The sequence below is a fragment of the Bradyrhizobium embrapense genome (assembly GCF_001189235.2).
Lineage (GTDB): Bacteria > Pseudomonadota > Alphaproteobacteria > Rhizobiales > Xanthobacteraceae > Bradyrhizobium > Bradyrhizobium embrapense.
The window spans coordinates 1-12,543 of sequence record NZ_LFIP02000010.1 but is presented as its reverse complement, the minus strand read 5'-3'; the positions used below and the strand labels follow the sequence as shown (position 1 = coordinate 12,543).

13 protein-coding genes are annotated in these 12,543 nt (G+C 65.0%); 7 read left to right on the top strand and 6 right to left on the bottom strand.

Annotation, left to right across the window (positions count from 1 at the left end):
- Positions 1 to 3: 3 nt before the first annotated feature.
- The 3 genes from AKN83_RS31375 to dnaK all read right to left on the bottom strand — a co-directional run bounded on the left by AKN83_RS31375 (position 4) and on the right by dnaK (position 3,921).
- Positions 4 to 606 carry a class I SAM-dependent methyltransferase gene (locus AKN83_RS31375; protein WP_050404331.1) on the bottom strand — a complete coding sequence of 201 codons (603 nt, stop codon included), beginning with the start codon at positions 604 to 606 and terminating at the stop codon, positions 4 to 6.
- Between the two features lie 100 nt (positions 607 to 706).
- Positions 707 to 1,837 (bottom strand): molecular chaperone DnaJ, encoded by a 1,131-nt coding sequence (dnaJ, locus tag AKN83_RS31370; RefSeq protein WP_050404332.1) that lies wholly within the window; start codon positions 1,835 to 1,837, stop codon positions 707 to 709.
- 182 nt (positions 1,838 to 2,019) lie between these two features.
- Entirely contained in the window at positions 2,020 to 3,921 is a 1,902-nt protein-coding gene (gene dnaK / locus AKN83_RS31365; RefSeq protein WP_050404333.1) for a molecular chaperone DnaK, read from the bottom strand.
- Positions 3,922 to 4,483: 562 nt separating this feature from the next.
- Between dnaK and AKN83_RS31360 the strand changes: the two genes are divergently transcribed.
- The 4 genes from AKN83_RS31360 (at position 4,484) to AKN83_RS31345 (ending at position 7,592) form a co-directional block, all read left to right on the top strand.
- Entirely contained in the window at positions 4,484 to 5,419 is a 936-nt protein-coding gene (locus AKN83_RS31360; RefSeq protein ID WP_050404334.1) for a hypothetical protein, read from the top strand.
- Between the two features lie 92 nt (positions 5,420 to 5,511).
- Positions 5,512 to 6,222 carry a bifunctional nicotinamidase/pyrazinamidase gene (pncA, locus tag AKN83_RS31355; RefSeq protein ID WP_050404335.1) on the top strand — a complete coding sequence of 237 codons (711 nt, stop codon included), beginning with the start codon at positions 5,512 to 5,514 and terminating at the stop codon, positions 6,220 to 6,222.
- A 21-nt stretch (positions 6,223 to 6,243) separates the two neighbouring features.
- Positions 6,244 to 7,098, top strand: coding sequence for an AraC family transcriptional regulator (locus tag AKN83_RS31350; RefSeq protein ID WP_050404336.1), 855 nt, complete (start codon positions 6,244 to 6,246; stop codon positions 7,096 to 7,098).
- A gap of 68 nt (positions 7,099 to 7,166) precedes the next feature.
- The gene (locus tag AKN83_RS31345) at positions 7,167 to 7,592 is read left to right on the top strand and encodes a VOC family protein (RefSeq protein WP_050404337.1); all 426 of its coding nucleotides are present in this window, start codon (positions 7,167 to 7,169) and stop codon (positions 7,590 to 7,592) included.
- A gap of 45 nt (positions 7,593 to 7,637) precedes the next feature.
- Here the strand turns inward: AKN83_RS31345 and grpE are convergent, their stop codons facing one another.
- Both grpE and hrcA read right to left on the bottom strand, forming a co-directional pair.
- Positions 7,638 to 8,243: a nucleotide exchange factor GrpE gene (gene grpE, locus AKN83_RS31340; protein WP_050404338.1), complete on the bottom strand. Its 606-nt coding sequence runs from the start codon at positions 8,241 to 8,243 to the stop codon at positions 7,638 to 7,640.
- 164 nt (positions 8,244 to 8,407) lie between these two features.
- Positions 8,408 to 9,496, bottom strand: coding sequence for a heat-inducible transcriptional repressor HrcA (hrcA, locus tag AKN83_RS31335; protein WP_050404339.1), 1,089 nt, complete (start codon positions 9,494 to 9,496; stop codon positions 8,408 to 8,410).
- A gap of 208 nt (positions 9,497 to 9,704) precedes the next feature.
- Here hrcA and rph point away from each other — a divergent pair, with 208 nt between their 5' ends.
- The 3 genes from rph to hemW are packed head-to-tail and all read left to right on the top strand — an operon-like array spanning position 9,705 to position 12,209.
- Complete coding sequence (gene rph / locus AKN83_RS31330) at positions 9,705 to 10,418, top strand: ribonuclease PH (RefSeq protein ID WP_021078183.1); 714 nt, start codon at positions 9,705 to 9,707, stop codon at positions 10,416 to 10,418.
- An 11-nt stretch (positions 10,419 to 10,429) separates the two neighbouring features.
- Positions 10,430 to 11,065: an RdgB/HAM1 family non-canonical purine NTP pyrophosphatase gene (gene rdgB, locus AKN83_RS31325; protein ID WP_050404340.1), complete on the top strand. Its 636-nt coding sequence runs from the start codon at positions 10,430 to 10,432 to the stop codon at positions 11,063 to 11,065.
- A complete protein-coding gene (gene hemW, locus AKN83_RS31320) occupies positions 11,052 to 12,209 on the top strand; it encodes a radical SAM family heme chaperone HemW (protein ID WP_063695621.1) in 1,158 nt (385 codons plus the stop codon). The genes rdgB and hemW overlap by 14 nt, the downstream gene beginning before the upstream one ends.
- A gap of 12 nt (positions 12,210 to 12,221) precedes the next feature.
- On the opposite strand, the gene AKN83_RS31315 is transcribed toward hemW, so the two are convergent.
- Positions 12,222 to 12,543 (bottom strand): transposase (locus tag AKN83_RS31315; protein ID WP_172803652.1); only part of this gene is annotated, 322 nt, incomplete at its 5' end.

Below are 12,543 nucleotides of genomic sequence, written 5' to 3'. Positions count from 1 at the left end.
AGGTCAGCCCTTGCGATACACCCAGACCCGCGCGGGCGGAAGGTTCATCCAGATCCGCTCGGAGGCCTCTGTGGACACGCCGGGCAGCGACTTCGGAATCGGCGGCGCCACCGAATAGGTGAACTGGACGAACGGCGCACCGGGCGCGAGGGCCAGAAAGGCGTCGCGGACCAGCTTCAGGCGGGTCAGCATCGGCTTGGTGACCAGCGGCAGGCCGGAGACCACGGCCGAGGCTGGCGTCTTCAGGACGTCCCACAGCGTATCGCGAAGGCGGTAGGCGTCGCCCTGGACCACCCTTGCCTGCGGATAGCGTTCGCGCAGCAACGCGCAGAAGCCTGGATTGTATTCGACCAGGACGAGACGCTTTTGATCGACACCGTGTTCGATCAGCGCATTGGTGATCGGCCCGGTGCCGGGTCCGAGCTCGACAACCGGCCCGTCGGCTTCGGCATCGACATATTGCGCCATGGTGCGTGCAAGCAGCCGTCCGGACGGCATCACCGCGCCCATATGCAGCGGCTTCTCCATCCATGAACGGAGGAAACGAACCTCGTCGTCGAGACGGAGGGGCTTCTTCGACGCACGCACGGACGATTGCAGAGGCATGTCGCTACCAGGCGGGACCGCGCACAATCGAGCGGTTGTCAGAAAACGGTCATAAACACGTATAGATCGAAGTCGTTACGGTCAAGCATAACGACTGCGGCTAGACGGAGCGGCTTCCGAAGAAGTCCTTGACCTTAGAGAAGAAACCCGCCGCCTCCGGTTGCGTTGCGCCGGACGAGAGTTTTTCGAACTCCATCAGCAATTCTTGCTGCTTCTTGGTCAGATTCTGCGGCGTTTCGACCACAACCTGGACATACATGTCGCCGGTCTGGCGCGAGCGCAGCACCGGCATCCCCTTTGATGCGATGCGGAATCGACGGCTGGACTGGGTCCCGGCCGGCACCTTCACCTTGGTCTTGCCCTTGTCGATGGTCGGCACCTCGAACTCGCCGCCAAGGGCCGCAGTCACCATCGAGATCGGCACGCGGCAGTGCAGGTCGGCGCCGTCGCGCTGGAAGAACTGGTGGGTGGCCAGCGACAGGAAAATGTAGAGATCGCCGGGCGGTCCGCCGCGGACGCCGGCCTCGCCTTCGCCGGCGAGACGAATCCGCGTGCCGTCCTCGACACCCGGGGGAATGTTGACCGACAGCGTGCGCTCGCGCGTCACCCGGCCGGAGCCGGCGCAGGAGGCGCAGGCGTCCTCGATCATCTGGCCGCGGCCCTGACAGCCGGGGCAGGTCCGCTCCAGCGTGAAGAAGCCCTGGGCCTGCCGGATACGGCCGGCGCCGCCGCAATGCGAGCAGGTCTTCGGCTTGGTGCCGGCCTTGGCGCCGGTGCCGGAGCAGGATTCGCAGGTGACCGAGACCGGGATCTCGATCTGCGCGGTCTTGCCCTGGAAGGCCTCCTCGAGCGTGATTTCCATGTTGTAGCGCAGGTCGGCACCGCGTTCGCGGCCACCGCCACCGCGGCGCTGCCCGGCCATGCCGAACAGATCCTCGAAAATGTCGGAGAAGGAGGAGGCGAAGCCGGCGCCGAAGCCGGGGCCGCCGCCGCCCATGCCCTGCTCGAACGCGGCATGGCCGAAGCGGTCATAGGCGGCGCGCTTGTCGCCGTCCTTCAGCACCTCGTAGGCTTCGTTGATTTCCTTGAAACGCACCTCGCTGGTGGCGTCGCCCGGGTTCTTGTCCGGATGCCATTTCATCGCGAGCTTCCGGAAAGCCGATTTCAGCTTGGTCTCGTCCGCGTCCCGTTCAACCTCGAGGGTCTCGTAATAGCAGCGCTTGGTGGACATCCTTCAATTCCGTCCGAAGTTCATCGCGATCGCCGAAGATTGCGCAAAGGATTGCGCCGAGAATCGCGTCAAGGATTGCGCTTGTCTGGAAGATGCAGCGATCGCCTTAAAGAAAAATGACCCCCACTCCTCCGAGACGCCTGGCGTGCTCATTGGTGTGAGGGTCATGATCGCAAATCCGCTTAGGCAGACTTCTTGCTGTTCTTGTCGTCGTCGACCTCGGTGAACTCCGCGTCGACAACGTCATCCTTCGCAGCGTCCTTGGCCGCATCGGCCTCGGCCTGCTGCTTGTACATGGCCTCGCCGAGCTTCATCGAGGCCTGTGCCAGCGTGTTGGTCTTGGCCTTGATCGCCTCGGCGTCGTCGCCCTTCAGCGCTTCCTTGAGGTCGCTGACGGCGTCCTCGATCGCACGGCGATCGGTCTCCGGGATCTTCGAGCCGTGTTCGGCCAACGCCTTCTCGGTCGAATGCACCAGGCCGTCGGCATGGTTCTTGGCATCGACCGCCTCGCGGCGCTTCTTGTCCTCGGCCGCGTTAGCCTCGGCGTCCTTGACCATCTTGTCGATGTCGGCCTCGGACAGACCGCCGGATGCCTGGATCCGGATCTGCTGTTCCTTGCCGGTCGCCTTGTCCTTGGCCGAGACGTTGACGATGCCGTTGGCGTCGATGTCGAAGGTCACCTCGATCTGCGGCATACCGCGCGGAGCCGGCGGAATGCCCATCAGGTCGAACTGGCCGAGCATCTTGTTGTCGGCCGCCATCTCACGCTCGCCCTGGAAGACCCGGATGGTGACCGCGCCCTGATTGTCTTCGGCGGTCGAGAACACCTGGCTCTTCTTGGTCGGGATCGTGGTGTTGCGGTCGATGATGCGGGTGAACACGCCGCCCAGCGTCTCGATGCCCAGCGACAGCGGGGTCACGTCGAGCAGCAGCACGTCCTTGACGTCGCCCTGCAGCACGCCGGCCTGGATCGCAGCACCGATCGCGACGACTTCGTCGGGATTGACGCCCTTGTGCGGCTCCTTGCCGAAGAACTGCTTCACCACTTCCTGGATCTTCGGCATGCGGGTCATGCCGCCGACCAGCACCACTTCGCCGATCTCGCCGGCGGTCAGGCCGGCATCCTTCAGCGCCTTGCGGCACGGCTCGATGGTCTTCTCGACGAGGTCGGCCACCAGCGCCTCGAACTTGGCGCGGGTCAGCTTCATCGTCAGATGCTTCGGACCGGTCTGGTCGGCCGTGATGAACGGCAGGTTGATTTCGGTCTGCGTGGTCGACGACAGCTCGATCTTGGCCTTCTCGGCGGCTTCCTTCAGGCGCTGCAAAGCGAGCTTGTCGTTACGCAGGTTGATGCCCTGCTCCTTCTGGAACTCGTCGGCGAGGTAGCCGACCAGGCGCATGTCGAAGTCTTCACCGCCGAGGAAGGTGTCGCCGTTGGTCGACTTCACCTCGAATACGCCGTCGCCGATCTCGAGGATCGAGACGTCGAAGGTGCCGCCGCCGAGGTCGTACACGGCGATCGTGCCGGATTTCGACTTGTCGAGACCGTAGGCCAGCGCGGCAGCCGTCGGCTCGTTGATGATGCGCAGCACTTCGAGGCCGGCGATCTTGCCGGCATCCTTGGTGGCCTGACGCTGCGCGTCGTTGAAATAAGCAGGAACCGTGATGACGGCCTGATCGACCTTCTGGCCGAGATGCGCCTCAGCGGTCTCCTTCATCTTCTGCAGAATGAAGGCCGAGACCTGCGAGGGCGAATAGGTCTTGCCGTCGGCTTCGACCCAGGCATCGCCGTTCGATGCTTTGACGATCTTGTAGGGAACGAGCTTCTTGTCCTTTTCGACCATCGGGTCGTCGTAGCGGCGGCCGATGAGGCGCTTCACCGCAAAGAACGTACGCTCGGGATTGGTCACCGCCTGGCGCTTCGCCGGCTGTCCGACGAGGCGCTCGCCATCGTCGGTGAAAGCAACGATCGACGGCGTCGTTCGCATGCCCTCGGCATTCTCGATCACCTTGGCGTTCTTGCCATCCATCACGGCGACGCACGAATTCGTGGTGCCGAGGTCGATCCCAATGACCTTACCCATGGTTTTGATATCCTCTTTGCTACGGCAGGTTGGTTGGGCCCTGACGGCGCTCCGTACCGAACCCCCAGACGTTCACATACTCGCGATATTGCGACGGTGAGCCTGATATAGGAGGGAGGGTCCTGCCCGCAAGGACTGGACGCAACGTTGAGGCCTGAAAAGACTGACGTTTGAAAGATTGTGTCAGCCCGACCGTGGCAGCGGTTCAAGCCCGGACCAAGTTAACAAATCGGCAATGATCCCTCCCGCCATCGACCGCGACGTCAGCGCTGTTGAGTGAACGCTCACAAACGTCGTATGCGAGAGCGGCGCATGGGTCGGGGGCGCGCTGTTTGGCCGCTGGCGGCCGCAGGTGAGCGTTCTTTGGAAATGCCGGGAAACTGGAAAGTGCCTGCCAATCAAGGCGAAAAGCCCATGGAATCGCGCCTGCGGGCCCCGAGCGGAGATTTGGCGGCCTGTTGCAGGGCCATCAAAACCGCTAAAAGCGGTCCGACTGAAAGAGGCCATCCAGCCCTGCACCGGCCCCGTTGCGCGGCCACCAAGCAAAACCGGTAGATCCCCCATGACGCCTTTTCGAGCTCTCGTTGCGGTCGCCTTGCTGATTGCTGCCACCTGTCGTGGCTTTGCCGCCGACGTGGTGTTTCCGCCGGGCGCGCATGTCGGGATGAAACCGCTGGTCGGCCTCGTCCGCGCCAAATTGTTCATCGGCTTCGAGACCGAGGACCAGGGCGTCAAGGTCCTGATCGCCGACCTGCCCGCGGACGCCTACAACGAGGTCGTGACCGCCTTCAAGGCCAACCCCGCCGGCACCGGAAACATCAAGCCCGAGAGCCTCGAGACGTCGGCCGGCCTCGCCTACTACACCGTGGAGAGCGCCCGCGACGGCGCCAGCAATGTGCGCCGCTACTCCATGATCCTGCCGGGCCCGACCTTCTCCGGGTACGTCGCGGTCCAGGTGCCGGAGAACGCCAGCAAGATCTACACCGACGACGCCGTCCGCCAGATGTTCGCCTCGGCCGAAATCCGCAAGGAGGTGCCGGTCGACGAGCAGCTCGGCATGATGCCGTTCAAGGTCACCGAGCTCGGCAGCTTCAAGAACATCCGCATGCTGGCGCCGGGCGCAGCGCTGCTGATGGCCGACGGCGACGACAAGGGCCTCGAGACCAAACCCTTCATGCTGCTCGGCGTGATCGGCTCGGCGCCGGCCACGCCCGACGATCGCGGCCGCTTTGCCCAGCAGATCGCCACCACGATCCCCGGCGTGCGCGACGGACGGATCACCATGTCCGAACCGATCCGGATCGACGGCCAGCCCGGCTTTGAGACCCGGATCGACGCCATCAGCGGCAAGGACAACACCCCGGTGACCATCGTGCAGTGGCTGCGGTTCGGCGCGCAGACATCGGTGCGGATCATCGGCAGCTCGCCGCGCACCGATTGGGAGACGGCCTTCCCGCGCTTCCGCGCGGTCCGCGACGGCATCCAGCCGCGCGGCTGATCGGTTCGCCAGGCCTTTCGAAAAATCGGACTTTCGCAGGTCCACGAACGGAACTAGCCTCCTCCAGCGGTATCAAAGCGAGGAGGGGCGCGATGTTGGATCGACGACAGATAGTTGCAGGCCTCGGCACGCTGGCGCTTGCGACCCTGGTTCCCAGGAGTCTCTGGGCGGCTGCGATCAAGCCCGACGACGGCTCCGCGCTGCTTGTGATCGACGTGCAGAACTGCTTCCTGCCCGGCGGCAGCCTTGCGGTGAAGGACGGCGAGCAGGTGGTGCCGGTCATCAACAAGATCGCCAAGAGCTTTGCCAATGTGGTGATGACGCAGGACTGGCACACGCCCGGACACGTGTCGTTCGCGTCGGTCCATGAAGGCAAGAAGCCGTTCGAGACCATCGACCTCGCCTACGGCAAGCAGGTGCTGTGGCCCGACCACTGCGTGCAGGGTACTGATGGCGCCTCGCTGTCCAAGGAACTCGCGATCCCGCAGGCCGAGCTGATCATCCGCAAGGGTTTTCACAAGGACGTCGACAGTTACTCCGCCTTCACCGAGGCCGACGGCAAGACCACCACCGGGCTTGCCGCCTATCTGAAGGCGCGCAATGTCGAGCGGGTTTTCGTCGCCGGGCTCGCCACCGATTTCTGCGTGGCCTGGACCGCTCTCGACGCGCGCAAGGCCGGCTTCGAGACCTATGTCGTGGAGGACGCCTGTCGCGGCATCGACACCCAGGGATCGCTGGCCAAGGCCTGGACCGACATGGACAAGGCCGGCGTCAAGCGGATCCAGTCGTCGGATATCGCTTAGGCGCCAGCGCGCGAGGTCCGCATGGCCGAGCCTGCGGCCCCCGCCGAATTCGATTTCGCCTGGCGTCCGCCATCGCCGCGGATGGCGGGCCTGATTGTCGGGATCACGGGCTATCGCGAGACGGCCGCGGGCCGGTTCTTCCACCGCCAGACCGCGCCGCTCATTGTGCCCTTCATCGTCAGCTTCGGCTCGCCCTATCTGATCGCGCTGGCGCGGCAGCCCGGACCGTCCGACCTTCAGCTCAGCTTCACCGCGGGACTGCACGCCGGCCCCGTCAACATCGAGTCCGACGGCCGCGCCGAGTCCGTGCAAATGGATTTCACGCCGCTCGGCGCCTATCACTTCTTCGGAGGTGCCATCACTGAGCTCGTCGGGCGCATGGTCGATATTGGCGATGTGCTGGGCCACGACGCGCGGCGGCTACGCGATCAGCTCGGAGCCGAACCGTGCTGGCAGCACCGCTTCGATCTGCTCGAGGATTTCGTGTTGCGCCGCCTTGGCCGCGGACCGTCCGAGGAAGTCGCGTTCGCTTATCGCATGTTGGCGCGATCGGGCGGCACCGCCCGGATCACGGCGGTTGCTTCGGAGATCGGTTGGAGCCGCAAACACCTCGCCGGCCGGTTTCGATCCGAGCTCGGCCTCGCGCCCAAGCCGGTGGCGCGCATGATGCGCTTTCATCGGGCTTGCCGGCTTGCGCAGGCTGGCGCGGCCGACGGCTGGGCCGCAATTGCTGCCGAGAGCGGCTATGCCGATCAAGCCCATCTTGTGCGTGAATTCGTCGAGTTTGCCGGGGAATCACCGACCGCCTGGGCACGCCGCCTGACGTTGACCGACAGCCGGCTGTCCCATTCCGGCGAGCTGCAGCCCGACTGGTAACAAACCTTCAAGCCGAAGCCGCATTGCCTCGTGCAGAGTGGCGTCATCAGCCAACGAGGTGAGCCGCCATGACGCACGACATCGAACCGCCACGCATCTATCCGACCCTGCGCTGCAAGGACGCCGAGGCGATGATCGGCTGGCTCAAGGCCGTGATCGGATTCACCGAACACGTGGTCTATCGCGACGGCGGCGTGATCCACCACGCCGAGCTCGCCTACGGTTCCTCGATGCTGATGCTCGGCCAGAGCCGCGACGATGCCTATGGCAAAATAGTCGGCGATGTCGCCGGCCGCCGCACCGATTCAATCTACATCGCCGTCGACGATCCCGACGCCCTGTATGCGAAGGCTCGGGCGGCGAGAGCCAAAATCGAAATGGAACTACGTGACACGGATTATGGCAGCCGTGATTTCGCCTGCCGTGACCCGGAAGGAAATCTCTGGAGTTTCGGCACCTATTGGCCGAAGGCGCATGAGAAGCCGCTGCCGTGAAGCCACGACAGCGCGCTCACACTCTCGCAGTCAAAGTCGGTTGGATCAGACCGTGATGTCGGCGCTCGGAGCCGCCTTGGCGCCGCCCTTGGAGACGCCGACCAGCGCCGGACGCAGGATGCGCTCGCCGATCATGTAGCCCGCCTGCACGACCTGCACCACGGTGCCCGACGGCACCGAGGTGTCCGGCACCTCGAACATCGCCTGCTGGAAGTTCGGATCGAACTTCTCTCCGATCGGATCGAACTTCTTGACGCCGTTCTTCTCCAGCGCGTTGAGCAGCGACCGCTCGGTCAGCTCGACGCCTTCGATCAGCGCCTTCAGGCCGGGATCCGCCGCTTCCTTGGTCTCGGCCGGCACGGCGTCGAGCGCGCGCTGCAGATTGTCGGCGATATCGAGCACGTCGCGAGCGAAGCCGGTGATGCCGTAGATCTTGGCGTCGGCGACCTCGCGGCGGGTGCGCTGACGGAGATTCTCCATCTCGGCCAGTGTGCGCAGCGTCCGGTCCTTCGCCTCGGCGAGTTCCTTGGCCAGCGCCTCAGCCGATCCCACTTCGGGATCGTCAGGCATGATGTAGGGCTTCGAGACCACGGGCTCACCCGTCGGCGCCGAATTCTCGGTGTTGTCATTGGCCCGGTTCGGATCGGTCATGGCTTGCCTTCTCGAAAACTCGCGTCGGTTCAAATCTTGGGGATTGCTTGCCGGGATATCGTGCTTTGGGCGGCGAAAATCAAGCGCAACATGCCGCCTTCGGGAACAGGAACCTCCGACTTGGGTGACGAAAACCCGTCAAATGAAAGCGAAATGCACTCCGGTCAGCCGCCCAGCATCTTGCTGACGATGCGCGCGGCATAATCGACGGTCGGGATCACCCGCGCATAGTTCAATCGCGTCGGTCCGATCACGCCGAGGACGCCGACGATCCGGCCCTGGGCGTCGCCATAGGGCGCGATGATGGTGGAGGAACCCGACAGCGAGAACAGCTTGTTCTCCGAACCGATGAAGATCCGCACGCCCTCGCCGCGCTCGGCTCGGCCGAGCAGATCGATCACGCCGCGCTTGGTCTCGAGATCGTCGAACAGCGACTTGATGCGTTCGAGATCGTCGAGCGCATGCAGATCCTCGAGCAGGTTGGCGTGCCCGCGCACGATCAGCTGGCGGTCCTCGCTCTCGCCGCCGGACCAGCTCGCGATGCCGGCCGCGACGACCTTCTGGGTGAGCTGATCGAGCTCGGCGCGGTTTTGCGCCAATGCCGTCTCGAGCTCGAGCCGCGCTTCGGCCAGCGTCCGGCCGCGGATTCGCGCGTTGAGGAAATTGGTTGCCTCCGTCAGGGCCGACGACGGAACACCGGGCGGCAGCGCCAGCACCCGGTTCTCGACCTGGCCGTCCTCGCCGACCAGCACGACCAGCGCCTTCTCCGGCTCCAGCCGCACGAATTCGATGTGCTTCAGCCGCGCATTCGACTTCTGCGTCAGCACCACGGCAGCCGCGCGGGTCAGCCCCGACAGTTGGGTCAACGCCTCGCCGAGCGCCGCCTCGACCGATTGCGCACGTCCGACGGCGGCGAGCTGGGTCTGGATCGATTGCCGCTCGGCCTCGGTGAGGTCGCCGACCTGCATCAGGGCGTCGACGAAGAAACGCAGGCCAAGCTCGGTCGGCAGCCGGCCGGCCGAGGTGTGCGGCGCATAGATCAGGCCGAGCTGCTCGAGATCCGACATCACATTGCGGACCGAGGCCGGCGACAGCGGTAATGCGATCAGGCGCGAGATGTTGCGCGAGCCGACCGGCTCGCCGGTCGCAAGGTAGCTTTCGACGATTTGACGAAAAATGTCGCGCGAACGCTCGTTGAGCTGGGCGAGCCCGGCATGCGGCGCGATCAGGCCTATCGGATCGTGGTGAGTCACACTCCAGTCCCTCACAATTGCTGCCTAATTTGTCGATCCGGAAGGCCGGTGACAAGCATGCAATCGGCCCCCAGGTACCGGGCCATACCGGGGGCCGAAAACCCCCGCCAAAACCCCGCCAAAACCCTTGGCAAGACCCTTGCCGCTGCCGCTTCCCCCTCCTACAAGCACGCCCAGCCTTAATCTCTCGGAATTCTGGAGGATTTCCATGCGGCCAAGCCGCCGTGCGCCCGATGAACTGCGTCCCGTGTCGCTGGAACGCGGCGTCGTCAAATATGCCGAGGGTTCCTGCATGGTGAAGTTCGGCGACACCCACGTACTGGTGACCGCCACGCTGGAAGAGCGGCTGCCGCCATGGCTGAAGGGCCAGGGCCGCGGCTGGGTCACCGCCGAATACGGCATGCTGCCGCGCGCCACCCTGGAACGCACCCGCCGCGAGGCCTCCGCCGGCAAGCAGGGCGGCCGCACGGTCGAGATCCAGCGGCTGATCGGCCGCTCGCTGCGCGCCGCCGTCGACCTCGAGGCGCTCGGCGAGCGCCAGATCACGGTCGATTGCGACGTCATCCAGGCCGATGGCGGCACCCGCACCGCCTCGATCACCGGTGCCTGGGTGGCGCTGGCCGACTGCATCAACTGGATGAAGACCCGCAACATGCTGAAGACCAACGTGTTGCGCGACAACGTGGCGGCGATCTCCTGCGGCATCTACCAGGGCACGCCGGTGCTCGATCTCGACTATGCCGAGGACTCCGAGGCCGACACCGACGCCAATTTCGTCATGACCGGCGACGGCCGCATCATCGAGGTGCAGGGCACCGCCGAGAAGACGCCCTTCTCGCAGGACGAATTCCTGGCGCTGATGGCCTTGGCGCGCAAAGGTGTCGCGCGTCTGGTCGACTTGCAAAAGATCGCGGTGGCGTAGTCAGATTGGCCATGCATCGCCGAATCACCGGAAGGCTCGTGATCGCCACCCATAATCCCGGCAAGCTTGCCGAGATGCGGGAACTGCTGGCGCCGCATGGCGTCGAGGCGGTGTCGGCCGGCGATCTCGGCCTCGCCGAGCCCGAGGAGACCGGCGACACCTTTCGCGCCAATGCCGCGATCAAGGCCATCGCCGCGGCAAAGGCGACGGGACTGCCGGCCTTCGCCGACGATTCCGGCCTCGTGGTCGACGCGCTCGACGGCGCACCCGGGATCTACTCGGCGCGCTGGGCGGGCGACGGCAAGGATTTCATGGCGGCGATGACGCGGATCGAGCGCCTGCTGCAAGAACGCGGCGCCACGACGCCGGAGCAACGCAAGGCGCACTTCGTCTCAGCGCTGTGCGTGGCCTGGCCCGACGATCACCTCGAAGAGGTCGAGGCCCGGGTCGACGGAACCCTGGTCTGGCCGCCGCGCGGCACCGCCGGATTCGGCTATGATCCGGCGTTCCTGCCCGACGGATACACGCGGACCTTCGGCGAGATGAGCAGCATCGAGAAGCACGGCCTGCCGCCGCTCGGACTCGGCCTGTCGCATCGCGCGCGCGCCTTCGTGAAGCTCGCGGAGATCTGCCTTGAGCCACGCTGAACGAGAAGCTTTCGGCGTCTACGTGCACTGGCCGTTCTGCCTGTCGAAATGTCCGTATTGCGATTTCAACAGCCACGTGCGGCATGCGCCGGTCGACGAGGCGCGCTTCGTGCGCGCCTTCGCCCGCGAGATCGAAACCACGGCGGCGCGGGTGCCGGGGCGCGAAGTGTCCTCGATCTTCCTCGGCGGCGGCACGCCCTCGCTGATGCAGCCGCAGACCGTCGGCGCCGTGCTCGATGCGATCGGCAAGCACTGGCAGGTCGCGCACGATGTCGAGGTGACGCTCGAAGCCAATCCGACCAGTGTCGAGGCGACGCGGTTTCGCGGCTATCGCACAGCCGGCGTCAACCGCGTCTCGCTGGGCGTGCAGGCACTGGACGATGCGTCGCTGAAGGCACTAGGCCGCTTGCACACCGCGCGCGAGGCGCTGGACGCGGTCGCGATCGCCCGAAGCGCATTCGACCGCTACTCGTTCGATCTGATCTATGCGCGGCCCGACCAGACGCCGCGGATGTGGGCCGACGAACTGAAGCAGGCGATCTCGGAAGCGGCCGAGCATCTGTCGCTCTATCAGCTCACGATCGAGGAAGGCACACCGTTCTTCGGGCTGCATGCCGCCGGCAAATTGCAGACCCCGGATGAAGCGACCGCGCGCGCGCTCTACGACGTGACCCAGGAGGTCTGCGCACGCGAAGGATTGCCGGCCTACGAGATCTCCAACCACGCCCGCGCGGGCGCCGAGTGCAAGCACAACCTCGTCTACTGGCGCGGCGAGGAATATGCCGGCATCGGTCCCGGCGCGCATGGAAGGCTCGATATCGACGGCGTCAGGCACGCGACCGCGACCGAACGGCGCCCCGAGGCCTGGCTGCTGAACGTCGAGGAGCGTGGCCACGGCGTCGTCACCGATGACAGCCTCAACAGCGAAGAGCGCGCCGACGAATTTCTCTTGATGGGGCTGCGGCTCGCCGAAGGCATCGATCCCAGGCGCTATGCGAAGCTCTCGGGCCGTCAGCTCGATCCGCACCGGATCGCGATGCTGCGCGAGGAAGGCGCGATCGCCGTCGATGCCGATGGACGGCTGCGCGTGACCAAGTCGGGATTCCCGGTGCTCGATGCCGTCGTGGCGGATCTCGCCGCCTAGAGCATGATTGGTTCATGTTGAAGCGTATCCGGCGTTTGCGATGTAGTTGGCGCATTCCTGGGGCGTGAAGCAGTTGAGTAGAGCGCCGATGCGCATCCAGGTTGCTTCGACGGTTCGCTCGGCAGCTTTTCGGAGCAAGGTCTTGAGCTTGGCGAAGACCTGCTCGATCGGATTGAGATCCGGGCTGTAGGGCGGCAAGAAGAACAACTTTGCGCCGGCGGCGCGGATGGCGCGACGGACGGTCTTGCCTTTGTGACTGCCGAGGTTGTCGATGATGACAATGTCGCCAGGCTTAAGTGTCGGAACCAGCATTTGCTCGGAACCAGCATTTGCT

Excerpts from the sequence above, each read along its gene's own strand:
- AKN83_RS31375 (WP_050404331.1), bottom strand. The coding sequence starts at position 606 with ATGCCTCTGCAATCGTCCGTGCGTGCGTCGAAGAAGCCCCTCCGTCTC.
- dnaJ (WP_050404332.1), bottom strand. The coding sequence starts at position 1,837 with ATGTCCACCAAGCGCTGCTATTACGAGACCCTCGAGGTTGAACGGGAC.
- dnaK (WP_050404333.1), bottom strand. The coding sequence starts at position 3,921 with ATGGGTAAGGTCATTGGGATCGACCTCGGCACCACGAATTCGTGCGTC.
- AKN83_RS31360 (WP_050404334.1), top strand. The coding sequence starts at position 4,484 with ATGACGCCTTTTCGAGCTCTCGTTGCGGTCGCCTTGCTGATTGCTGCC.
- pncA (WP_050404335.1), top strand. The coding sequence starts at position 5,512 with ATGTTGGATCGACGACAGATAGTTGCAGGCCTCGGCACGCTGGCGCTT.
- AKN83_RS31350 (WP_050404336.1), top strand. The coding sequence starts at position 6,244 with ATGGCCGAGCCTGCGGCCCCCGCCGAATTCGATTTCGCCTGGCGTCCG.
- AKN83_RS31345 (WP_050404337.1), top strand. The coding sequence starts at position 7,167 with ATGACGCACGACATCGAACCGCCACGCATCTATCCGACCCTGCGCTGC.
- grpE (WP_050404338.1), bottom strand. The coding sequence starts at position 8,243 with ATGACCGATCCGAACCGGGCCAATGACAACACCGAGAATTCGGCGCCG.
- rph (WP_021078183.1), top strand. The coding sequence starts at position 9,705 with ATGCGGCCAAGCCGCCGTGCGCCCGATGAACTGCGTCCCGTGTCGCTG.
- rdgB (WP_050404340.1), top strand. The coding sequence starts at position 10,430 with ATGCATCGCCGAATCACCGGAAGGCTCGTGATCGCCACCCATAATCCC.